Raw genomic sequence first — 21,525 nt, 5'->3', positions numbered from 1 at the left:
GCGATGACATCCCGATGACGGGCCGCGTTGCGCGACCCGTGGTTCTGGTGCGGCCCGTTCAGGCGCGCGGTGCGTCCGGCTCGACGACGTCGCCGCCGAGCAGGTGCACGCCTTCGCGCAGCTTCACGAACGCGGCCGCGACCGCTTCCGGCTCGCCCTTCACGCCGAGGTCGATATGCCGGCGCGCGTAGATCCCGCCGCGCTCGGCATCGCCGACGCTCGGCAGGCTGAACACGCGCACGCCCGGGAAATCGCGCTCGATCCTTTCCATCAGCGGCGTGAGCGTCGATTCCGGCAGTTCGAACACGTACAGCGAGCGCTCCGCGTGCGGCGTTGCGTGATGGAGATGCTGGTACTTCGTGTCGAGCACCCATTCGATCATCGGCCATGCCATCACCGGGAAGCCCGGCACGAAATGGAGATCGCCGACCGAGAAACCGGGAATCCGGTTGTAGCCGTTCGGGATGATCGTCGCGCCCGCCGGGAACACGCCCATGTTGAAGCGGTGCTGGTTTTCCGGCGAATCGAAGTCGACCGGCGTGGCCGGATCGGCGTGCGTCTCGCGGATGCGCTCCGAAATCAGCAGCTTCGCTTCCGGATGCAGCTCGAGCGGCACGCCGAGCGCGGCGGCGGCGCACTGGCGCGTGTGGTCGTCCGGCGTCGCGCCGATGCCGCCCGTCGAGAACACGATGTCGCCGGACGCGATCGCGCGGGCGAGCGTCGCGGTGATCCGCGCCGGATCGTCGCCGACGTATTCGGCCCAGTCGAGCGCGAGGCCGCGCGCGCCGAGCAGCTCGATGGCCTTCGCCAGATGCTTGTCCTGCCGGCGGCCCGAAAGGATTTCGTCGCCGATGATGATGATGCCGATGCTCATGCCTGCCCCATGTCGATTGCGGTGGCGCGCGAACTCGCGCGCAGGTCGTCCAGCGCGCGCAGGCAATAGTGCCCGAACCACAGCGCCGAGAAGACGAGGATGAAAGCGTAAACCCAGATCATCGCCGCCGCCACGAACGGAAACAGCACCATCATCCAGACCGACGACACCCACACGAAGGTCGGCACGGTGCCGAGCAGCCCGGTCGCGACGCCGATGCCGATCAGCGGCCAGCGATGCTGCCGCACGAGCGCGCGGCGCTCGTCGCGGCTCGCGTGCTGCGCGAGCGCGTCGTAGGTCATCACGCGGTACGTGAGCCAGCCCCAGATCACGGGCGGCAGCAGCGCGAAGAACGGCGGAATCAGCCACAGCGGGATCGTGACGACGAGCAGCACGACGCCGACGATGGCCGCGCCGAGCGAATTGAACACGCTGCCGAGGAACGTGCCGCCCCGCTTCGCCTCGAGCGCGGCGAACTGCCGGTTCGACAGGTGCTTGATCACGACCGGCATCGAGATCGTCGCGATCAGCAGCAGCACGGTCAGCACGATCAGCGGGATCGCGAGCGACACGACGACGAACGGCGCGACGACCGCATGCAGCTGCGACATCCCGATCGCGTCGAACGCGCGGTACAGCGCGGCGGTCAGCACGAAGCCGTCGAGCGCGCCGCGCGCGGCGTCGATCAGCGTCTGCCACGAGAACCACAGCACGACGCCCCACAGCAGCGCCGAGACGACGAACGGCATCAGGGTGAGCCACAGCATGCGCGGGTGCAGCGCGCTGGCGAAGGCCCGGACGAAAGAGCGCAGCAAGTCGTTCATGCGAACCTGTATCGACGGAGAAAAACGGGGAAAGGATAAACCACACGGCCCGCATGCGCCAAAGCGCATGCGGGCCGTGTGGTCACGCCGTTCAACGGGAGCTGGATCGGGTCAGGCCGACGCCGCGCCGCGCTTCGCGGGAACGAGACGCCGGAAGATCCGCACGAACGCGAGGCCGTGCTGCGCCCAGAAGCCGTCGCCGTAGGACACGCCCTCGACCTGCTCGCGGATGCCGGTCGGCTCGACCGTGCGGTTCCACGACGCGGTGCCGAACATCATGTCCCACCACGGGAACAGCACGCCGAAGTTGCAGCCGTACTTGGTGCCCTCGTGACCGTAGCCGACCGCGTGGTGACGCCGGTGGAAGGTCGGGCTCACGAGCAGGCGCTCGCCGAGCCGGCCGAACGACAGCCGCGCATTCGTATGCTGGATGCTCTGCAGGAAGTTGGTGACCGCGGTCAGCACGACGAACTGCGACGGCGTCACGCCGATCACGAGCGCGATCGCCGCGAAGAAGCACGACTGGATCACGTCGTCGAGCAGGTGGTTGCGGTCGTCGCACCACAGCGACATCTGCCGCTGGCTGTGATGCACCGCGTGCAGCTCCCACCAGATGCCGAACTTGTGCTGCCAGCGGTGATACCAGTAGCCGGCGAAGTCGAGCACGACGAGGTAGATCGCGAACGCGACGATCGGCTGCGAGGTCACGCCCGGCCACAGATAGTCGAGGTTGAAGTTCGCGACGCCGTGCAGGCGCAGCCATGCCTGAAAGTTGTCGAACACCGGCTGCAGCGCGAAGAAGAAGAACAGCGTGTAGATGCCGAGCTTCGAGATCGCGGTGTAGATCACGTCGACCCGCACCGCGCGGCGGTTCTTCCAGCGCTCGACGGGCGCGAGCGCCTCGAGCGGGCGCAGCAGCGCGAACATCAGCACCATCTGGAGCGCGCCGACGATCACCCAGTACAGCGCGTCGTAGGTGTCCTCGTCATAGTCCATCAGGTTGAACTTGAAGAGGAGCGGCTGCACGACGTCGACGTACAGCCAGGTCTGGATGTCCGACACGAACGCATCGATCAGGTGCAGCATCGTCCGCCTCCGCCCGTCACGCGCCGTTCGCAGCCTTCCACGGCGCGCGGTCGTAGAAGTAGATTCCGTGCGGCGAACGGCCGACGGAGATCGTCTGCACCAGCTTGCGCGATGCCAGATCGATGATTCCCACCTTCTTCGCGAAGCGGAACGTCACCCACAGCGTCTTCTTGTCGGCGGACAGCTCCATGTCGTCGGGGCCCGGCAGCAGGCCGGTGATGTCGCCGACGTTGGTGAGCGTGTTCTCGTCGATGATGCTGATCGTGTTCGCGACCCGGTTGGTGATCGCGACGTGCGTGCCATCGGCGAGCGAGCGGAAATTGTGCGCGCCCTTGCCCGTATAGATCTGCTTGACGATCTTCTGGTTGCGCCAGTCGACCACCGCGACGTAATCCGCGCCGGTCATCCCGACCAGCAGGAACTTGTCGTCCGGCGTGAGCCACAGGCCCGCCGGCACCTTGCCGACCGGCATCTTCCACTTGACCGTCTGCGTCGCGAGGTCGACCGCGGCGATCTCGCCGGACACCTGCAGCGACACGAGCACGGTCTTGCTGTCCTTCGTGAACGCGATGTGGCTCGGCATCACCGCGAGCGGCAGGCGCTTCACGAGATGCAGGTCGCGGCCGTCGTAGCCGTAGATGTCGAGCCGGTCGAGGCGCAGCCCGGTCGACACGAACCACTTCTTATCGGGCGAGAAGCCGAGCTGGTACGGATCCTCGATGCCTTCGACCGTGCGTTGCAGCTTGCCCGTCTTCGGATCGACGAACATCAGGCTGTTCGAGACCGAATTCGCGACGATCAGCGACGAATTGTCCGGCGTCGCCATCAGGTGGTGCGGCTCCTTGCCGGTCGGCATCGTGCCGACGACCTGGCGGGTCTGCTGGTCGATCAGGGAAAGCGTCGCTTCGGCCGAATTGAGGATGATCACGTTATTCGCGTGTGCGGCGGGCGCCAGCACGGCGGCGGCCAGCGCAAGCGTGCGGCCGAAGGAAAGGAAGGTGCGCATGAAGACTCACGTCGTGGAACAGCAGTCATTGTAAAACGCTCAACCGGCCCCGCCGGTTGACGAGAATCGACGTTGCGCCACTTCGACGCACGCCGCGGCCGCCGTGCGGCCCGCCGCGGCAGGCGCCGCGCGGCCGGCCGGACCGGCAGCCGGTGCGGGCCCGGACAACCGCCGTTGCGCTAGCGCTGCATCGACTCCCAGACCTTGTGCAGACGCTTGACAGAGACAGGCATCGGCGTGCGCAGTTCCTGCGCGAACAGCGAAATGCGCAGTTCCTCCAGCAGCCAGCGGAATTCCGCGAGCCGCGGGTCGGCGACACCGCCGCGCTGCGACACCGCGCGCTGGTACTGCTGGACGAGCGGCAGCAGCTCGCCGGACTGCTTCGCGTCGCGCGCCGGGTCCGCCTTCAGCTTGTCGATCCGCAGCGCGATCCCCTTCAGGTAGCGCGGGAAGTGCGCAAGCTGCACGTAAGGCGTGTCGATCACGAAGCGCTTGCCGACCAGCGCGGCGAGCTGCTGCTGCAGGTCCGCGTGGGCCTGCGCGAACGGCTTCGCCTGCGCGAGCTTCTTCGCGAGTCCCGCGTATTCGGCGAGGATCTGCCCGACGAGCCGTGCGATCTCCTGCGCGAGCAGGTTCAGGCGGCTCCGGCCCTCGTCGCGGCGAGCGTGGAAGCTCGCGTCGTCGTCGGGCAGCGGGTCCTGCAGGCACGCGCGATCGAGCGCCGTGTCGATCAGCTGGTCGCGCAGCTCGTCCTGCGTGCCGAGCGACATGTACTGCATCGCCATCTCGCGCAGCCCCGGCAGGTTCTTCTCGAGGAACTTGATCGGCTCCTTCAGCTGCAGCGCGAACAGCCGCCGCAAGCCGGCACGGTGGATCCGCGCGGCCTCCTCCGGCGAGTCGAACACCTCGACGTCGCAATGCGTGCCGCGATCGACGAGCGCCGGATAGCCGTACAGCGTCTGGCCGCGGCGGCGGATCTCGAGCAACTCGGGGAGCTTGCCGAAGTTCCACGTCGTCAGGTTCTCGTAAAGCGCGGTCGCGCCGGCTTCCGCCGGGGCGGCCGTATGCGGCGCCGCGCCCCTGCCAGCCTTGCCGCCCTGCGCCGCCGAACCCGGCGCGGCAGCAGGCGCCGGCGTGTCGCCCGCGTCGCCGGCACCGGCCTCGCCGCCGGGCGCGATCGTCGACGCCGCCGCGATCTTCTGGAACTGCTGCTGCGCCTGCGCACCGAGTTCCTGACGCAGCTGCGCGAGATTGCGCCCCATCGCGAGCTGGCGGCCGTGCTCGTCGATCACCTTGAAGTTCATGAACAGGTGCGCGGGCAGCGTCTCGAGCTTGAAGTCGGCCGTCTTCATCGCGACCTGCGTCTGGCCGCGCACGTCGGCGATCAGCGCCTCGACGAGGCCGCCCGCGCCGAAGCGCTCGCGGCCCGCGCGCTCGACGAAGCCGGCCGCGTACTCGGGCAGCGGCACGCAGTGCCGGCGCAGTTTCTGCGGCAGCGACTTCAGCAGCAGCTGCACCTTCTCCTTCAGCATCCCCGGCACGAGCCATTCGCAACGGCGCGCATCGACCTGGTTCAGCGCGTAGAGCGGCACCGCGAGCGTCACGCCGTCGCGCGGCGTGCCGGGCTCGAAATGGTAGGTGAGCGCCATCTCGACGCCGGCCATCGTCGCGCGCTTCGGGAACAGCTCGGTCGTCACGCCGGCCGCCTCGTGGCGCATCAGGTCGTCGCGAGACAGGTACAGCAGCCGTTGCCTGTCCTCCGCCTGGCCGCCCTGCTTCACCTCGTCGCGATACCAGCGCTCGAATGCCGCGCCGGTATGGATGCCCTCGGGAATCGCCTGGTCGTAGTACGCGTAGATCAGCTCGTCGTCGACCAGCACGTCCTGCCGGCGCGACTTGTGCTCGAGCTGCTCGATGTCGGCAAGCAGCTTGCGGTTGTGCGCGAAGAACGGCAGCTTCGTGTCGAACTCGCCCTCGACCAGCGCGCCGCGGATGAACAGCTCGCGCGCACGCGCCGGATCCTGCTGGCCGAACGCGACGCGCCGGCGGTGATAGATCGGCAGCCCGTACAGCGTCGCGCGCTCGAACGCGCTGACCTGTGCAGGACGTTTTTCCCAGTGCGGCTCCGACAGCGACTTCTTCAGCAGGTGCGCGCCGATCTTCTCGACCCACTCGGGCTCGATCTTCGCGAGGCAGCGCGCATACAGCCGGCTCGTCTCGACGAGCTCGGCCGCCATCACCCAACGGCCGGCCTTCTTGGCGAGCGCGGAGCCCGGCCACAGGTAGAACTTGATCCCGCGCGCGCCGAGATAGTGCGGATCGTCGTCGGCCTTCATGCCGAGGTTGCCGAGCAAGCCCGTCAACAGGGCCAGATGCACCTGCTCGTAGGTCGCCTCGACCTCGTTGAGCCGCCAGCCGTGCTCGCGCACGACCGTCAGCAGCTGCGAATGGACGTCGCGCCATTCGCGCAGCCGCAGGTGCGACAGAAAGTTCTGCCGGCACGCGTCGATCAGCTGGCGGTTCGACTTCTTGTGCGCGACGGCCTCTTCGAACCACGCCCAGATCTTCAGCCACTGCAGGAATTCGGAGCGCTCGTCGGCAAAGCGGCGATGCGCCTGGTCAGCCTGCTCCTGCGCTTCGATCGGACGGTCGCGCGGGTCCTGCACGGACAGCGCGCTCGCGATGATCAGCACCTCGCGCAGCGACTGCTGGTCGCGCGCGGCGAGGATCATGCGGCCCACGCGCGGGTCGAGCGGCAGCCGTGCGAGCTCGCGGCCGAGCGGCGTCAGCGCGTTGTCGTCGTCGACCGCGCCGAGTTCGTTGAGCAGCTGGTAGCCGTCCGCGATCGCGCGGCCGGGCGGCGGCTCGAGGAACGGGAACGATTCGATCGCGGTCAGGTGCAGCGATTTCATCCGCAGAATCACCGACGCGAGCGACGAGCGCAGGATCTCCGGGTCGGTGAAACGCGCGCGCGCCTGGTAGTCGCTTTCCTCGTACAAGCGGATGCAGACGCCGTCGGCCACCCGGCCGCAGCGGCCCGCGCGCTGGTTCGCGGCGGCCTGCGAGATCGACTCGACCTGCAGCTGCTCGACCTTGTTCCGGTACGAATAGCGCTTCACGCGCGCGAGCCCGGTGTCGACGACGTAGCGGATGCCCGGCACCGTCAGCGACGTCTCGGCCACGTTGGTCGCAAGCACGATGCGGCGCGCGTTCGACGCCTTGAACACCTTGTCCTGGTCGGCGGCCGACAGCCGCGCGAACAGCGGCAGGATCTCGGTATGCGGCGGATGGTGCTTGCGCAGCGCCTCGGCCGCCTCGCGGATCTCGCGCTCGCCGGGCAGGAACACCAGCACGTCGCCGGGGCCTTCGCGGCACAGTTCGTCGACCGCGTCGACGATCGCGTCCATCAGGTCGCGTTCGGCCTCGCGCGCGGTCTTCACGCGGTCGCGGCCACCGGTGCCCTCGGCGTGCTTCACGGCCGGGCGATCCTCGGCCACCGGGCGGTAGCGCATCTCGACCGGATACAGCCGCCCGCTCACCTCGATCACGGGCGCCGGGCGCGCGTCGGTGCCGAAGTGGCGCGCGAAGCGGTCCGCATCGATCGTCGCGGACGTGACGATCAGCTTCAGGTCCGGCCGCCTCGGCAGGATCTCCTTCAGGTAGCCGAGCAGGAAGTCGATGTTCAGGCTGCGCTCGTGCGCCTCGTCGATGATCAGCGTGTCGTACGCCTTCAGCAGCGGATCGGTCTGCGTCTCGGCGAGCAGGATGCCGTCCGTCATCAGCTTGACGGACGCGCCCGGCGCGAGATTGTCGGTGAAGCGCACCTTGTAGCCGACCACCTCGCCGAACGGCGTGCCGAGTTCCTCGGCGATCCGCCGGCCGGTCGACGACGCGGCGAGGCGCCGCGGCTGCGTGTGGCCGATCAGGCCCGTGCCGCCGGCGCCGAGGCCGCGGCCGAGCTCGAGACAGATCTTCGGCAGCTGGGTGGTCTTGCCCGAACCCGTTTCGCCGCAGACGATGACGACCTGATGACCGGCGATCGCGCGCGCGATTTCGTCGCGCTTGCCCGACACCGGCAGGCTTTCGGGGTAGGTGATCGGCGGGACGGGATTCGGCGCGACGGTCGCGCGCGGCGGACGTTCGCGGCGCGGCGCGCGCTCGCCGGTGGCCTGGGGCGCGCCCTTCGCGGCCGGCTGGCCCGCCTCGCGGCGCCGCTCATCGCCGTGCGGCCCGCGCGGCGGCTTGCCCGCCTGCTGCTGTTGCTGCTGGCGCGGCGGCTGGCCCTGCTGCTGACGCGCATCGGCCGCACCATCCGGGTGCCTGGCCGACGGCGCTTTGGCCCGCGTCGGCGCGGGACTTTTAGGTACATTCGACATGGGGGCGCATTATAATCCCGCCCATGAATTCCCAAACCGACCTCCCTTCCGCCCAGACCGGCGCCGCGACGCCGCCGGCCGCCGACGATTCGGCCGCCAGCCACGCGCAGTTCGTCGACTGGATGCGCTCCGTCGCGCCCTATATCCACAGGTTCCGCAACAGCACGTTCGTCGTGGGGTTCGGCGGCGAGGTGGTGCAGCAGGGGCTCCTGAACGCGCTCGTGTCCGACATCGCGCTGCTGCAGGCAATGGGCATCCAGATCGTGCTGGTGCACGGCTCGCGGCCGCAGGTCGAGGAGCAACTGAGCCTGCATGGTGTCGAATCCGAGTTTTCGCACGGGCTGCGCATCACCGATGCGCGCGCGCTCGAATCCGCGAAGGAAGCGGCCGGCGAAGTGCGTCTCGACATCGAGGCCGCGATCAGCCAGGGTCTGCCGAACTCGCCGATGGCGCACGCGCACATCAGCGTCGTGTCCGGCAACTTCGTGACCGCGCGGCCGGTGGGGATTCTCGACGGGGTCGATTTCGCGCACACCGGCATCGTGCGCAAGATCGACGCCGAATCGATCCGTCATTCGCTCGCGAGCCGCAAGCTCGTGCTACTGTCGCCGCTCGGCTTCTCGCCGACCGGCGAGGCGTTCAACCTGTCGATGGAAGACGTCGCCTCGGCCGCCGCGATCGCGCTGCGCGCCGACAAGATCATCTTCCTGACCGAGGCGCCCGGCATCGTCGACGACGAAGGCGAGCTGATCCGCGAAATGTCGCTCGACGCAGCCGCCGAGCTGCTCGACTCCGGCAACATCCAGGGCGACGACGCGTTCTTCCTGAAGCACTCGATCCGCGCCTGCCGCGGCGGCGTGACCCGGGCCCACCTGATTCCGCAGTCGCTCGACGGCAGCATGCTGCTCGAACTGTTCCTGCACGACGGCGTCGGCACGATGATCTCGTACGAGAACCTCGAGAGCCTGCGCGAAGCGACGCCGGACGACGTCGGCGGCATCCTGTCGCTGATCGAGCCGCTCGAGTCGGACGGCACGCTGGTGCGGCGCGGCCGCCACCAGATCGAACGCGACATCGACCACTTCTCGGTGATCGAGCACGATGGCGTGCTGTTCGGCTGCGCGGCGCTGTATCCATACCAGCAGGAAAAGATCGGCGAGATGGCGTGCCTGACGGTCGCGCCGGAAGCGCAGGGCTCCGGCGACGGCGAACGCCTGCTCAAGCGCATCGAGCAGCGCGCCCGCGCGCGCGGCCTCACGCACATCTTCGTGCTCACGACGCGCACCGAGCACTGGTTCCTCAAGCGCGGCTTCGTCAAGGTCAGCGTCGACGACCTGCCGGAAGACCGCCGCAAACTCTATAACTGGCAGCGCAAGTCGCTCGTGCTGATGAAGCAGCTCTGAGCGCAGGCACGACTGCCCTCCCCCAGATCGATTACAGGAGAAGTACACGATGGCCCGAATGATCCAATGCGCGAAGCTCGGCAAGGAAGCCGAAGGTCTCGATTTCCCGCCGCTGCCGGGCGAACTCGGCAAGCGCATTTACGAAAGCGTGTCGAAGGAAGCGTGGCAAGGCTGGCTCAAGCAGCAGACGATGCTGATCAACGAGAACCGCCTGAACATGGCCGATCCGCGCGCACGCCAGTACCTGATGAAGCAGACCGAGAAGTATTTCTTCGGCGACGGCGCGGACCAGGCGTCCGGCTACGTACCGCCGACGGAAGGCTGAGCGCCGCGCCTCGCGCAGGCCGGCCATGCCGGCCTCGCGCGAAGCAACGCAAGGCAAACGGCACCGTGTTTCACACGGTGCCGTTTGCTTTTGGGGAAGCGGAATCGAGCCGATGCGATCGGCCCGGCGCGTTCGACGCCGCCGGATCGGCAAGCCGCGCCGGCCTGCCGGCTCAACCCGCCGGTTTCAACGCGCCGCGCTCGTCCGGCTGCGCGGGCTCGCCGGCCGGCCTTTCGGCGCTCGTGCTTTCGGTGCCCCATTCGGCCGCATCGCTACGCTCGGCCGTCGACAGTTCGTCCGCGCGGTAGCCGGTACGATTCAGCAGCGCGAGCATGCACGCGAGCGACACGAGCGCATACAGCCCCGACGCGATCGCGACGCCGACGATGCTGCCGGTCGCGTTCAGGATCGCCTGCGCAAGCACCGGCGTGCCGCCGCCGACCACGAGCGCGCTCAGCTGGTACGCGAGCGACAGGCCCGTATAGCGGATGTTGGCCGGGAACACGCGCGCGAGCACGCCGCCGACCGCGCCGTAGAACATCGCCGACGGGATCGTCGAGATGCACATCCCCGCGACGGCGACCCAGTACGACCGGGTCGCGAGCGCATGGAACATCACCGGCATCAGCACGATCTCGGGAATCAGGATCCAGCACATCGCCCGCCGCATGTCGACCTTCGACACGAACCACGCGCCGACCGGCTGCATCAGGAACTGCACGACGAGCGAGATCGACAGGATGCCGAGGAACGTCCCCTGCGCGTAGCCGAGCGCCTTCGTCGCCCACGACAGCGCGAACGTGCTGCGGAAATACGTGACGTTGATCACCGGCAGCGTGCCGGCCGCGAGCAGCACGACGGGCCAGTGGTCGCGCACGACGTCGCGCAGCGGCAGCTTCACCGTCCGCTTGCGCGCGAGCACGCGCTGCATGTCGATCGATTCCTCGAGCCGCAGCCGGATCACCATCCCGATGATCACGAGCACCGCCGACAGCAGGAATGGAATGCGCCAGCCCCACATCAGGAACGACGGCGTCGGCAGCGCGCTCAGCGCGAAGAAGGCGGCCGTCGCGAGCAGATTGCCGGTGGGCGACCCCTGCTGCGCGAACGCCGCGTACAGGATGCTGCGGTGCTTCGGCGCGTTCTCGCTCGCGATGAGCACCGCGCCGCCCCACTCGCCGCCGACCGCGATGCCCTGCAGCACGCGCAGCACGACGAGGCCCGCGGGCGCCCACACGCCGATCGACGCATAGCCGGGCAAGAGGCCGATGCCGGTCGTGGCGAGCCCCATCATCACCAGCGTGATCACGAGCGCGGTCTTGCGGCCGACGCGATCGCCGAGGTGCCCGAACACGATCCCGCCGAGCGGCCGCGCGGCGAAGCCGGCCCAGAACGTGACGAACGCGAGCAGCGTCGCGACGCCGGGATCCATCGTGCTCGAGAAGAACACCTTGCCGAACACGAGCGCGGCGGCGGTGCCGTAGATGTAGAAGTCGTACCACTCGATCGTGGTGCCGACGAATGCCGCGAGGGCGGCGCGGCCTGGCCGCGGCTGTGCGGCGGACGGGGATTGCGGACGGCTCATCGATGTCTCCATGTTCGTGATCGGCGGCGCGACTGTCGCGCGCCTTGCCGGATGGCCGGCCTTGCGCCGCCGGCTGGCGGTATTGCCTTGCGTAGCGCTGCCTTGCGTAGCGCTGCCTTGCGTCCCGTTTCGTCGGCCGGGGATGCTCGCCTGCAAGCCCCCTCGACCGGTCACGCCGGGTCGGGCGCGACCTTCAGCACGCCGGCGTCGAGCAACTGCTGCTGGAGCGCGGGATCGACGCCGAGGCGCTCGAGCACCGCGCGCGTGTCGCGACCGAGCGCGGGCGGCGGCGAACGGTAGGTCGCCGGCGTGCGCGACAGCCTCACCGGCGATGCGGTGCCGCGATACGCGCCGATCTCGACGAACAGCGCGCGGTGCAGCGCATGCGGATCGCGTGCGACGTCGGCGACCGTACGCACCGGCCCGCACGGCACGCCCGCCGCCATCAGGTCGCGCGCAAGCGGCTCGCACGGATGCGCGGCGAGCCGTGCCTCGAGTTCAGCCTTCAACTCGGGCCGGTGCGCGCAGCGGCTGCGGTTGTCGACGAAGCGCGGGTCGCCGGCCAGCGCCGGCGCGCCGAGATGCGCGACGAGGCGTGCGAACTGCCGGTCGTTGCCGACCGCGAGGAAGATCGGCACGGTCGCCGTGCGGTAGCTGTCGTACGGCGCGATGTTCGGATGCGCGTTGCCGCTGCGCTCGGGCACGCGCCCCGAGCCGAAGAAGTTCGGCAGGTGCGGATGCAGCAGCGACACGCCGCAGTCGTACAGCGCGATGTCGATCGACTGGCCCCGCCCGCTCCTCTCGCGCTCCGCGAGCGCGAGCAGGATGCCGGCCAGCGCGTTGAGCCCCGTGACCATGTCGACGATCGGCAACCCGATGCGCAGCGCGTCGCCGTCGCGCTCGCCGTTGACGCTCATCAGCCCGGCCATCGCCTGGATCACCGCGTCGTAGCCGGGCAGCCCGCCGAGCGGGCCGTCCTCGCCGAAGCCCGTCACCGCGCAGTGGATCAGGCGCGGGAAACGCGGCTGCAGGTCGCGCGCGTAGTCCATCCCCCAGCGCGCGAGCGTGCCGGGCTTGAAGTTCTCGACGAGCACGTCGGCGTCGTCGAGCAGGCGCCACAGGATCGCGCGCCCTTCGTCGCGCGACAGGTCGAGCGCAAGCCCTTCCTTGTTGCGGTTCACACCCAAGAAGTACCACGCGGTGTCGCCGAGGAACGGCGGCCCCCAGCCGCGCGTCTCGTCGCCGCCCGGCGGCTCGATCTTGATCACCGTCGCGCCGTGGTCGGCGAGCGCCTGCGTGCAGTACGGGCCGCCGAGCACGCGGCTCAGGTCGACGACCTTCAGGCCGTCCAGTGCGCCACGGGGCGCGTTCGTCTCGTTCGTCGCATTCATCGTTCGACCTCCGGCAGCAGGTCGAGCGCCATGTCGAGCGGCACCGGCGTGCCGCGCAGCAGCGCGTCGAACGCCGCCGCGTCGTCGTCGCGCGACGCCGGCGCGAGCGGGTCGACCGGCAGCAGCTTGTGACGCACGATCAGGTGCGCGAGCGCGAGGCGCCGGTGATCGGGCGCGAGCCGCACGCCCTCGCACGCCATCAGCACGGCCGCACTCGCGTAGTACAGCGCCGACGCAGCCTGCCGCACGCGCGCGTCGTCGCCTTCCGCCGCGACGCGTGCGAGCGCATCGCATGCGCGCGCGAGAATGCGCCGCAGCGCCGCGCGGCTCGCCTCGGGCAGCGGCGCCGCGCCGAGCCGGTCGCCGAGGAACGTGCGCAGCGCGTCGAGCGCCTGCTCGCGCTGCGCGGCGCGCGCGACGTCGAGCGCGACGATGTTGCTGGTGCCTTCCCAGATCGAGCCGAGATGCGCGTCGCGCACGAGCCGCGCATCGCTCCATTCCTCGATGTAGCCGGTGCCGCCGCGCACTTCCATCGCATCGCCCGTCACGCGGCGCGCATCGCGGCACGCGCGGAACTTGATCAGCGGCGTCAGGATGCGCACGCAGCGCGCGGCCTGCTCGTCGCCCGCATCCGCCTGCGGCAGCAGCAGCGCGATCTGCATGAACATCGCACGCGCGGCCTCGGCGGGCAGCAGCATCTTCATCAGCTGGCGCTGCATCAGCGGCATCTCGATCAGCTTGCGGCCGAAGGCCTCGCGATGCGCGGCGACATGCAACGCTTCGTTCAGCGCGCGCCGCATCAGCCCGGCCGCGCGCACGCCGTTCGACAGCCGCGACATGTTGATCATGTCGGCCATCTGGTGAAAACCGCGGCCGATCTCGCCGATCAGCCAGGCCTGCGCGCCTTCGAGCGCGATCTCGCCGCTCGCCATCGAACGGCTGCCGAGCTTGTCTTTCAGCCGCACGATCCGGTAGCGGTTGCGCGTGCCGTCCGGCAGCGCCTTCGGCAACAGGAACAGCGCGAGCCCCTTGATGCCGTCGGGCGCGCCGTCGGGCCGCGCGAGCACCATCGCGAGATCCGCGTCCGCGTTCGAGCAGAACCACTTGTCGCCGTACAGGCGCCACACCGTCCCACCCTGCGCGTCCGTTTCGCGCACCGCGCGCGTCGCGATGCGGCCGACGTCGGAGCCGGCCGCCTGCTCGGTCATGAACATCGCGCCCTGGAACAGCGTGTCGAAATCGCGCGACGCGAGCATCGGCAGGTAGTGCTCGACGAGCGCCGGCTCGCCGAAACGGCGCAGCGTGCGCGTCAGCGAATCCGTCATGCTGACCGGGCAGCACAGCCCGAATTCGGCCTGCACGAACAGGAACGTCAGCGCGTACTTGACGAGCGGCGCCACCGCCTCGGGCTGGTGGCTCAGCGCCGCGAGCCCGAGTTCCGAATACGCGACGCGTTCGAGCGCGACATACGCAGGGTCCTTGTCGATCCGCTGCACGGCCTCGCCGCGCCGGTTGCGGTGCTCGAGCACCGGCGGATGCTTGTCCGCGCGCGACGCCCATTCGTCGAGTTCGCCCGACACGCGCGCGCCGAGCGCGTGCAGTTGCGGTTCGAGCCGTGCGTAATGAGTGGCGCCGAGATGCAGCTTCAGCAACGCGCCGAGATCGGGATCGGCGGTGAAGAAATTGACGCCCCGGCTGTCGGGGATGTTGCCGGATGCGCGGGCGTCCGGCGTGCGAGCGGTCTCGTTCATGCATGCGTCTCCAGGGGTGGCCCGGCTGCCGGCCGGCGCCCGCGCCGTGGCGGTGCGGCCGGCTCGTGCCAGGCGTTCAGCAGAGCGTAGGCGCGTGATCGATAAGCGTCCAATACAGGATTTATCCGGTACGATAGACAGCGCTTATCGATCCCGATGCGGGGAGGAGACAGCATGGAACTGAGGCAGTTGCGCTACTTCGTGGCGGTCGCCGAGGAACTGCATTTCGGGCGCGCGGCGAAGCGCCTGTTCATCTCGCAGCCGGCGCTGAGCTTCGACATCCGCAAGTTCGAGGAAGCGCTCGGCGTGCAACTCTTTTCGCGCACCAACAAGACGGTCGCGCTGACCAACGCCGGCGCAGTGCTGCTCGGCGAAGCGCGCCGGCTGCTGCTGCAGGCGGCCGAGGCCGAGCGCCTGACGGTACGCTCGGCGTCCGGCCTCGCGGGCCGGCTGCGGATCGGCTTCGTCCATTCGATGCTGTATCGCGGGCTGCCCGATGCGGTGCGGCGCTTCGAGGCCGACTACCCGGGCGTGGAAATCGTGCTGAGCGAAATGAACACGCAGGCGCAAGTGCAGGCGATCCAGCGCGGCCAGATCGATCTCGGCTATGCGCACTGGGGCCACTGCCCGCCCGAGGTCGAGTCGACGCCCGTCTACACGGAACCGTTCGTGTGCTGCCTGCCGGCCGCGCATCCGCTCGCAAGGCGCCGGCACGTCGCGCTCGCCGCGCTGGCCGCGGAACCGTTCATCCTGTTTCCGCGCGACGCGGCGCCCCACTATCACGACCTGATCATCGCGCAATGCGTGAACGCGGGATTCTCTCCGTTGATCCGTCACGAGGCGCGGCTGTGGCAGACGATTCTGTCGATGATCGAGTTCGGGATGGGCATCGCGCTGGTGCCGCGCGTGCTACAGCAGGCGAAGAGCGACCGGCTCGCGTTCCGGCCGCTGAAGGATGCGCCGCTCGAGTCGCGCACGCTCGAGCTGAAGCGCAGCGGCACCGCCGAACCGGTCGCGCTGCGCTTCGCCGACTACGTGCGCGCATCGATCGACGCGCTGCCCGCGCTCGCGGGCTGAACCGGCCCGCCGTTACTTGGCTGCGCTACTTGGCTGCGTGACTTCACCGCGTCACTTGGCTTCCGGCTGCAGCGCCGGCTGCGCGCGCCGGTACCACACCGCGTACACGACGGACAACGCAAGCAGGAACGGAATGCCGAAGATCAGCGTCATGTGGAATTCGACCGTGAAGTAGGTCGTCACCATCACCGCGAGCATCAGCGCCGCGCCGAGCAGCGTCAGCAGCGGGAAGCCGCGCATCCGGAACGCGGGCGCCGGCAGGCCGAGCGCCGCGCGACGCCGCCGGAAGCAGTAGTGCGTGACGAAGATCATCATCCACGTGAACAGCGCGCCGAACATCGACACCGACATCATGATCGTGAACGACGCGTCCGGATACAGCACGCTCAGGATCGTCGCGAGCGCGATGCCGAGGGTCGACAGCATCAGCGCGCCGAGCGGCACGCCGCGCGCGTTCACTTCGCCGAGCGCCTTCGGCGCATGGCCCGCACGCGACAGGCTGAACATCATCCGCGTCGTGATGTAGAGCTGGCTGTTCATCGCGGACAGCGCGGCGATCAGCACGACGAAGTTGATCAGCCCGGCCGCGCCCGGCAGGTGGATCGCCTCCATCACCTTCACGAACGGGCTCTCGTCGCGCCCCGCCGCCGTCCACGGCACGATCGCGAGCATCAGCGCGAGCGTGACGAGGTAGAACAGCACGAGCCGCACGATCGTCGAGCGGAACGCGCGCGTCACCGCACGCTCGGGATCTTCCGCCTCGCCCGCCGCGACCGCGATCATCTCGATGCTCAGGTAGCTGAAGATCGACACGATCACCGCGACCCACATCCCCCACATGCCCTTCGGAAAGAAGCCGCCGTGAGCGGTGTAATGGTGGAAGCCCGCGCGGGCCGCGCCGTCGCCGACCAGCGCCGGATTGCCGAACACGACATACGCGCCGAGCACGATGAAGCCGACGATCGCCGCGATCTTCACGACCGAGAAACCGTATTCGACCGCGCCGAACACATCGACGCTGCGCGCATTGACGAACACGAGCAGCGCCGAGAAGCCGACGATCCACAGCCAGCCCGGCACGCCCGGGAACCAGTACTTCATGTACAGCGCGATCGCGGTGACTTCAGTGCCGACCGCGAGCACGATGCACGCCCAGTACGCATAGCGCACCAGGAACCCGGCCCACGGGCTCACGTAATGTTCGGCGTACGCGCCGAACGACCCGGAGGTCGGGTGCGCGACCGTCATCTCGGCGAGACAGCCCATCAGCAGCAGCGAGATGAACGCGCCGATCGCGTAGCTGACGAGCACGCTCGGGCCCGCGAAGCCGATCGCGAACCCGCTGCCGAGAAAGAGACCGGTGCCGATCGCACCGCCGATCGCGATCATCGCCATCTGCCGTGCGGAAAGCGTGCGGCGCAGACCGTGCTCGCGCGCCGCGATGTGCTGGAATTGCCCTTCTGGTTGCATCGAATGACCTCGTTCGAAAGCGTGTGTCCGGTGGAAACGTCGACGACGCACGGGCCGGTGCCGGACCGCACCGGCCACCGCGCGCCGCGTGCTCAGAACAGGTGGCGCAAGCCGGCCGCGATGCCCGTCTGGTTGCCGCGTCCCGGCATTTCGGTGAACGCGCCGCCGGTCACCCGGTTGTAGTCGACCGTCGCGTAGACCTGCGTCGCCTTCGACAGCGCGTACTCGGCCTCGAGCACGCCCGTATAGCGCTTCCCGCCGTTACCTGCCATGCCGTTCACGTTGCGGATGTCGTCGTAGTACGCGACGCCCGTCACCGATACCGCCGGCGTGACCTTCACGCTCGCGCCGGTGTAGAAGATCGTGTCGCGGCGCGGGTTGTCGGCGAACGAACCGTAGGTCACGTCGCGGCCCGGCGCATTCAGCAGCTGCCGGTCGAGCATGCCCGTGCGGTCGATGCCGCCGAGATAGCCCGCATACAGCGTCGCCGCGCCGAACGCGTAGCGTGCGCCCGCGCCCCATGCCTGCTGTGCGCGGCTGTTCAGGTCGCGCACCTGCTGGTAGGTCGCGCCGAACATCAGCCCGCCGAGCGTATACGACGCGTGCGTGCCCCAGTACGCATTCGCGCCGAGGCTGCCCGCGACACCGCCGAAGCCGTAGCTCGCGCCGACGTTCAGCCCGCCGAAGGTGCCGTCGTAGCTGACGACGTTGCTTGCGCGGCCCTGCGTGAGGAAGTACGGCCACATGTTGGCCGTGTAGTTGCCGACCGTCAGCGGGTCGAGATCGCCGAACAGGTTGAACGCCTCGGTCGCCTGCCGGCCGAGCTTCACGGTGCCCCAGTCGCTCGCGAGGCCGACATACGCGTAGCGGCCGAACAGCGCGCCGTCGAGCTGCCCGTTCTGCGGCTCGAAGCCGCTCTCAAGCTGGAAGATCGCCTTCAGCCCGCCGCCGAGCGCTTCGCTGCCTTTCAGGCCCCAGCGGCTGTTGGTGATCGCGCCGTTGGTCATCTGCACGCTCGCGTCGTTCGACGCGTTCGCATGCGTCGTGTAGCGGATGCTCTGGTCGACGATGCCGTACAGCGTCACGCTGTTCTGCGCCATTGCGCCGCTCGCGGCGAGCAGGCCCGCCATCGTCGGCAGTGCGAATCGTCTGATGTTCTTCATCTTCGTCTCCATCCTTGTCTCGTTGCTTTAGGTTTGTTGGTGCTGGTTGGGGTGTGTCGGTAATCGTGGGGACTGCAATCCGCGCGAAGCCGCGCGCCTACTCGCGCGCCGCCAGCGCGACATACGCGACGAGTTCGACGCGCATGGCCGGATGCGCGAAGCCCTGTACGCCAACGCACGCGCGGTTCGGGTACGGTTCGCGGAAATGGCGCCGGTATTCGGCGTCGAATTCGGGCATCGCCTTCACGTCGGACAGGTAGACGAGCACCTGCGCGACGTCGTCCATCGTCGCCCCGGCGGCCGCGACGGCCTTCGCGAGATTGCCGAGCGTGACGCGCGCCTGCTCGGCCATCGTGTCGCCGACGATCGCGCCGGACGCATCGACCGGCCCGTGGCCGGTAAACATCAGCCCGCCCGCGCGGGTCGCCCACGAGAACGGCTGCGCAAGCTGCGGCAAGTCGACCGGGATCGTGTCTGCCATCGTGTCCTCCTTCGGTTTCGAATCTGAAGCTCAGGCGGCCTGACGCGACGAGCCGCCGAGCACGTCGGCGATCGCGTTCGCGACGTGGTCGACGTTCGCGTCGTTCAGGCCCGCGATGCACATGCGGCCCGAGCGCAGCAGGTAGACGCCGTGCGACGCGCGCAGCCGGTCCACGTCGGCCGCGGCGATGCCCGTGTAGCTGAACATGCCGCGCTGCGTGACGAGCGCATCGAACGCGGGCGCCGGCAGGCGCGCGTCGAGCCGCGTCTTCAGCGCGCCGCGCATACGCTTGATGCGCGTGGGCACCTGTGCGACCTCGTCCTCCCAGCACGCACGCAGGACGTCGTCGTTCAGCACGGTCGACACGAGCTGCGCGCCGAACAGCGGCGGGCTCGAATAGGTGCGACGCACGCCGGCCTGCAGCTGGCTCAGCACCGTCGCCGCTTCGCCCGCGCTCGCGCAGACGATCGACAGCCCGCCGACGCGCTCGCCGTACAGCGAGAAATTCTTCGAGAACGAGTTGCTGACGATCGCCGGCAGCCCGGCGTCGACGATCGCGCGCACCGCCCATGCGTCGTCGTCGAGTCCGTCGCCGAAACCCTGGTACGCCATGTCGACGAACGGAATCAGTCCGCGGCGCGCGAGCACGTCGATCACCGCGCGCCATGCGTCGCGGTCGAGGTCGAGGCCCGTCGGGTTGTGGCAGCACGGCTGCAGCAGCACGATGCCGCGCGCGGGCAGCGCATCGAGCGCCGCGAGCATCGCGTCGACGCGAACGTCGTTGCGCGCTTCGTCGTAGTACGGATAGGTGTGCACGTCGAGGCCGGCCGCCGAAAGGATCACGCGATGGTTGTCCCATGTCGGATCGCTGATCCAGATCGCGCTGTCGGGGAAATAGCGCTTCACGAACTCGGCGCCGAGCCGCAGCGCGCCCGAGCCGCCGAGCGTCTGCAGCGTCGCGATGCGCCCCTGCGCGAGCGCCGCGCAGCCGGCGCCGAACACGAGGCGCTGCACGCCCTGCCGGTACGCGGCGAGTCCTTCCATCGGCAGATACGTATGCGGCGCGCCGGCTTCGCGCAGCCGCCCGGCCGCGAGCCGCGTGCTCTCGAGCACCGGAATGCGGCCCGCGTCGTCGTAGTAGAGGCCGATGCTGAGGTTGACCTTGTGCGGATGGGCATCCTGCTGGAACGCCTGGAACAGCGACAGGATCGGATCGCCCGGGTAGGCGGGAATGTGTGCGTACATGACGGAATGACGGTAGGAGTTGAATGCGGCAATACGGCCGACGGCGTGGCATCGCGCCAGGCCGTTCGGTCGAGACATGGGCCGCATGTTATCGAGGACGAAATAGAATGAGCTTCACTTTTCGATGACGAATCGCGAAGATTGCAGTAGAGTCTGCGTCTGTTATCTCAAAATTCACGGGATTCTGCGAAATGACCCTGGATCGAACCGACATGCGGATCCTCCGACACCTCGAGAAGGACGGACGCATCAGCAATCAGGACCTCGCGAACGCGGTCGCGCTGTCGCCGTCGGCGTGCCTGCGGCGCGTGAAGCTGCTCGAGGAACGCGGCGCCATATCCGGCTACCGCTGCACGATCGAGCCGAAGAAGGTCGGCGTCGCGTTCGAAGCGCTCGTGCACGTGTCGATGCGGCCGGACGTGCCCGAGTGGCACGACCGGTTCGTGGAGGCGATCCAGGCATGGCCGGAAGTCGTCGCCGCACAGATCGTGACGGGCGGCTCGAACTACGTGCTGACGGTGCGGGCGCGCGACCTCGACCACTACTCGGATTTCGTGATCAACCGGCTGCACCGCGCGACGGGCGTGATGTCGATCAATTCGAGCATCGTGCTCGCGACGCTCAAGCGCGACGGCTCGATCCTCGATCTCGTCGAGCCTTCGACGGCCGGCTGATGGCTTTTTGCGCCGGCCTGAAAAATATTTGAAGAAAGTGCTTTACGAACCCGAAAAGCTCTGACATAATTTCAACTTCTTTGGGCGGTTAGCTCAGCGGTAGAGCACTGCCTTCACACGGCAGGGGTCACTGGTTCGATCCCAGTACCGCCCACCAAAGAGTTCAAGGGCCTGCGTCTCACGACGCAGGCCCTTTTCGTTTTGCGGTCGCTTTTCGGCGCGCGCCCCTCCCTGCCCGGTTCTTCACGAACGGGTCCGACGAGCGACGACGCTTCGACCACATGCAATCGAAGCGTTGCGTCGACTCCCTACCCTGCCAACCCCACCCGCTCCGCCGTCGCATCGAACGCGCGCGTTGCCTTGTCGACGATCTCGTCAACCTCGGCCTCGCGGATCACGAGCGGCGGTGACAGCAGCATTCGGTCGCCGGTCGCGCGCATGATCAGGTTGCCGCTGAAGCAGAAGTCGCGGCAGATCGTGCCGATATCGACGCTTGCATCGAAACGCTCGCGCCGGTCGCGATCACGCGCAAGCTGGACGCCCGTGACGAGCCCCGTCCCCGCGATCTCGCCGACGATCGGATGATCGCCGAGCGCTTCGCGCAGCCTGCGCTGGAAATACGGCCCGATGTCGTGCTTCACGCGCTCGACGATTCCTTCGTCGCGCAGCAGCTTCAGGTTCGCGACTGCGACGGCCGCGGCAACCGGATGACCCGAATACGTGAGGCCGTGATTGAATTCGCCGTGGTCGATGATCGGGCGCGCGATGCGCTCGTGAATGCCGACCGCGCCCAT

General features: G+C 68.6%; 17 protein-coding genes and 1 tRNA gene. 5 read left to right on the top strand and 13 right to left on the bottom strand.

Annotated elements, in window-relative coordinates; all coding sequences use genetic code 11:
- Window positions 1-58: 58 nt before the first annotated feature.
- The 5 genes from DIE21_RS33810 to hrpA all read right to left on the bottom strand — a co-directional run bounded on the left by DIE21_RS33810 (window position 59) and on the right by hrpA (window position 8,166).
- Window positions 59-874 carry a molybdopterin-binding protein gene (locus DIE21_RS33810; protein ID WP_124501716.1) on the bottom strand — a complete coding sequence of 272 codons (816 nt, stop codon included), beginning with the start codon at window positions 872-874 and terminating at the stop codon, window positions 59-61.
- Window positions 871-1,698, bottom strand: a complete 828-nt coding sequence (locus tag DIE21_RS33805) for an EI24 domain-containing protein (protein WP_124501715.1) — start codon at window positions 1,696-1,698, stop codon at window positions 871-873. Before DIE21_RS33805 ends, DIE21_RS33810 begins: the two co-directional genes overlap by 4 nt.
- 111 nt (window positions 1,699-1,809) lie before the next feature.
- Window positions 1,810-2,784 carry a sterol desaturase family protein gene (locus tag DIE21_RS33800; RefSeq protein WP_124501714.1) on the bottom strand — a complete coding sequence of 325 codons (975 nt, stop codon included), beginning with the start codon at window positions 2,782-2,784 and terminating at the stop codon, window positions 1,810-1,812.
- A 16-nt stretch (window positions 2,785-2,800) separates the two neighbouring features.
- A complete protein-coding gene (locus tag DIE21_RS33795; protein ID WP_124501713.1) occupies window positions 2,801-3,790 on the bottom strand; it encodes a beta-propeller fold lactonase family protein in 990 nt (329 codons plus the stop codon).
- Window positions 3,791-3,969: 179 nt separating this feature from the next.
- Window positions 3,970-8,166 carry an ATP-dependent RNA helicase HrpA gene (gene hrpA / locus DIE21_RS33790; protein WP_124501712.1) on the bottom strand — a complete coding sequence of 1,399 codons (4,197 nt, stop codon included), beginning with the start codon at window positions 8,164-8,166 and terminating at the stop codon, window positions 3,970-3,972.
- 23 nt (window positions 8,167-8,189) lie between these two features.
- Here hrpA and argA point away from each other — a divergent pair, with 23 nt between their 5' ends.
- Entirely contained in the window at window positions 8,190-9,569 is a 1,380-nt protein-coding gene (gene argA, locus DIE21_RS33785; RefSeq protein WP_124501711.1) for an amino-acid N-acetyltransferase, read from the top strand.
- A 49-nt stretch (window positions 9,570-9,618) separates the two neighbouring features.
- A complete protein-coding gene (locus tag DIE21_RS33780; RefSeq protein WP_006478357.1) occupies window positions 9,619-9,894 on the top strand; it encodes an oxidative damage protection protein in 276 nt (91 codons plus the stop codon).
- 172 nt (window positions 9,895-10,066) lie between these two features.
- Here the strand turns inward: DIE21_RS33780 and DIE21_RS33775 are convergent, their stop codons facing one another.
- From DIE21_RS33775 to DIE21_RS33765, 3 genes are all read right to left on the bottom strand, one after another.
- Entirely contained in the window at window positions 10,067-11,479 is a 1,413-nt protein-coding gene (locus DIE21_RS33775) for an MFS transporter (protein ID WP_124501710.1), read from the bottom strand.
- 170 nt (window positions 11,480-11,649) lie between these two features.
- Window positions 11,650-12,870, bottom strand: coding sequence for a CaiB/BaiF CoA-transferase family protein (locus tag DIE21_RS33770; RefSeq protein WP_124501709.1), 1,221 nt, complete (start codon window positions 12,868-12,870; stop codon window positions 11,650-11,652).
- Entirely contained in the window at window positions 12,867-14,621 is a 1,755-nt protein-coding gene (locus DIE21_RS33765; protein WP_124501708.1) for an acyl-CoA dehydrogenase family protein, read from the bottom strand. Before DIE21_RS33765 ends, DIE21_RS33770 begins: the two co-directional genes overlap by 4 nt.
- Before the next feature lie 174 nt (window positions 14,622-14,795).
- On the opposite strand from DIE21_RS33765, the gene DIE21_RS33760 reads away from it, so the two are divergent.
- On the top strand, window positions 14,796-15,698 hold the full coding sequence (locus DIE21_RS33760) for a LysR family transcriptional regulator (protein ID WP_124501707.1): 903 nt from the start codon (window positions 14,796-14,798) through the stop codon (window positions 15,696-15,698).
- Window positions 15,699-15,749: 51 nt separating this feature from the next.
- Here DIE21_RS33760 and DIE21_RS33755 read toward each other — a convergent pair whose 3' ends face one another.
- From DIE21_RS33755 to DIE21_RS33740, 4 genes are all read right to left on the bottom strand, one after another.
- Window positions 15,750-17,168, bottom strand: coding sequence for an amino acid permease (locus DIE21_RS33755; protein ID WP_124501706.1), 1,419 nt, complete (start codon window positions 17,166-17,168; stop codon window positions 15,750-15,752).
- A 92-nt stretch (window positions 17,169-17,260) separates the two neighbouring features.
- The gene (locus DIE21_RS33750; RefSeq protein ID WP_409364669.1) at window positions 17,261-18,331 is read right to left on the bottom strand and encodes a porin; all 1,071 of its coding nucleotides are present in this window, start codon (window positions 18,329-18,331) and stop codon (window positions 17,261-17,263) included.
- Between the two features lie 97 nt (window positions 18,332-18,428).
- Window positions 18,429-18,812 carry a RidA family protein gene (locus tag DIE21_RS33745; protein ID WP_124501704.1) on the bottom strand — a complete coding sequence of 128 codons (384 nt, stop codon included), beginning with the start codon at window positions 18,810-18,812 and terminating at the stop codon, window positions 18,429-18,431.
- 30 nt (window positions 18,813-18,842) lie between these two features.
- Complete coding sequence (locus DIE21_RS33740) at window positions 18,843-20,057, bottom strand: amino acid aminotransferase (RefSeq protein WP_124501703.1); 1,215 nt, start codon at window positions 20,055-20,057, stop codon at window positions 18,843-18,845.
- 191 nt (window positions 20,058-20,248) lie between these two features.
- On the opposite strand from DIE21_RS33740, the gene DIE21_RS33735 reads away from it, so the two are divergent.
- On the top strand, window positions 20,249-20,731 hold the full coding sequence (locus tag DIE21_RS33735; RefSeq protein WP_124501702.1) for an Lrp/AsnC family transcriptional regulator: 483 nt from the start codon (window positions 20,249-20,251) through the stop codon (window positions 20,729-20,731).
- A gap of 82 nt (window positions 20,732-20,813) precedes the next feature.
- A tRNA-Val gene (locus tag DIE21_RS33730) sits at window positions 20,814-20,888 on the top strand.
- A 151-nt stretch (window positions 20,889-21,039) separates the two neighbouring features.
- Here the strand turns inward: DIE21_RS33730 and DIE21_RS33725 are convergent.
- On the bottom strand, window positions 21,040-21,525 hold a 486-nt coding region (locus tag DIE21_RS33725; protein WP_124501701.1), incomplete at its 5' end, for an aminotransferase class III-fold pyridoxal phosphate-dependent enzyme.

The sequence above is a fragment of the Burkholderia sp. Bp9140 genome (assembly GCF_003853425.1).
Taxonomy (GTDB): Bacteria; Pseudomonadota; Gammaproteobacteria; order Burkholderiales; family Burkholderiaceae; genus Burkholderia.
The sequence above is the reverse complement of the archived record's forward strand: the minus strand, read 5'-3'. Positions and strand labels throughout refer to the sequence as shown.

Coding starts and splice junctions, on each gene's coding strand:
- DIE21_RS33760 (WP_124501707.1), top strand. CDS start 14,796: ATGGAACTGAGGCAGTTGCGCTACTTCGTGGCGGTCGCCGAGGAACTG.
- DIE21_RS33755 (WP_124501706.1), bottom strand. CDS start 17,168: ATGCAACCAGAAGGGCAATTCCAGCACATCGCGGCGCGCGAGCACGGT.
- DIE21_RS33750 (WP_409364669.1), bottom strand. CDS start 18,331: ATGAAGAACATCAGACGATTCGCACTGCCGACGATGGCGGGCCTGCTC.
- DIE21_RS33740 (WP_124501703.1), bottom strand. CDS start 20,057: ATGTACGCACACATTCCCGCCTACCCGGGCGATCCGATCCTGTCGCTG.
- DIE21_RS33805 (WP_124501715.1), bottom strand. CDS start 1,698: ATGAACGACTTGCTGCGCTCTTTCGTCCGGGCCTTCGCCAGCGCGCTG.
- DIE21_RS33775 (WP_124501710.1), bottom strand. CDS start 11,479: ATGAGCCGTCCGCAATCCCCGTCCGCCGCACAGCCGCGGCCAGGCCGC.
- hrpA (WP_124501712.1), bottom strand. CDS start 8,166: ATGTCGAATGTACCTAAAAGTCCCGCGCCGACGCGGGCCAAAGCGCCG.
- DIE21_RS33795 (WP_124501713.1), bottom strand. CDS start 3,790: ATGCGCACCTTCCTTTCCTTCGGCCGCACGCTTGCGCTGGCCGCCGCC.
- DIE21_RS33735 (WP_124501702.1), top strand. CDS start 20,249: ATGACCCTGGATCGAACCGACATGCGGATCCTCCGACACCTCGAGAAG.
- DIE21_RS33810 (WP_124501716.1), bottom strand. CDS start 874: ATGAGCATCGGCATCATCATCATCGGCGACGAAATCCTTTCGGGCCGC.
- DIE21_RS33765 (WP_124501708.1), bottom strand. CDS start 14,621: ATGAACGAGACCGCTCGCACGCCGGACGCCCGCGCATCCGGCAACATC.
- DIE21_RS33745 (WP_124501704.1), bottom strand. CDS start 18,812: ATGGCAGACACGATCCCGGTCGACTTGCCGCAGCTTGCGCAGCCGTTC.
- DIE21_RS33770 (WP_124501709.1), bottom strand. CDS start 12,870: ATGAATGCGACGAACGAGACGAACGCGCCCCGTGGCGCACTGGACGGC.
- argA (WP_124501711.1), top strand. CDS start 8,190: ATGAATTCCCAAACCGACCTCCCTTCCGCCCAGACCGGCGCCGCGACG.
- DIE21_RS33800 (WP_124501714.1), bottom strand. CDS start 2,784: ATGCTGCACCTGATCGATGCGTTCGTGTCGGACATCCAGACCTGGCTG.
- DIE21_RS33780 (WP_006478357.1), top strand. CDS start 9,619: ATGGCCCGAATGATCCAATGCGCGAAGCTCGGCAAGGAAGCCGAAGGT.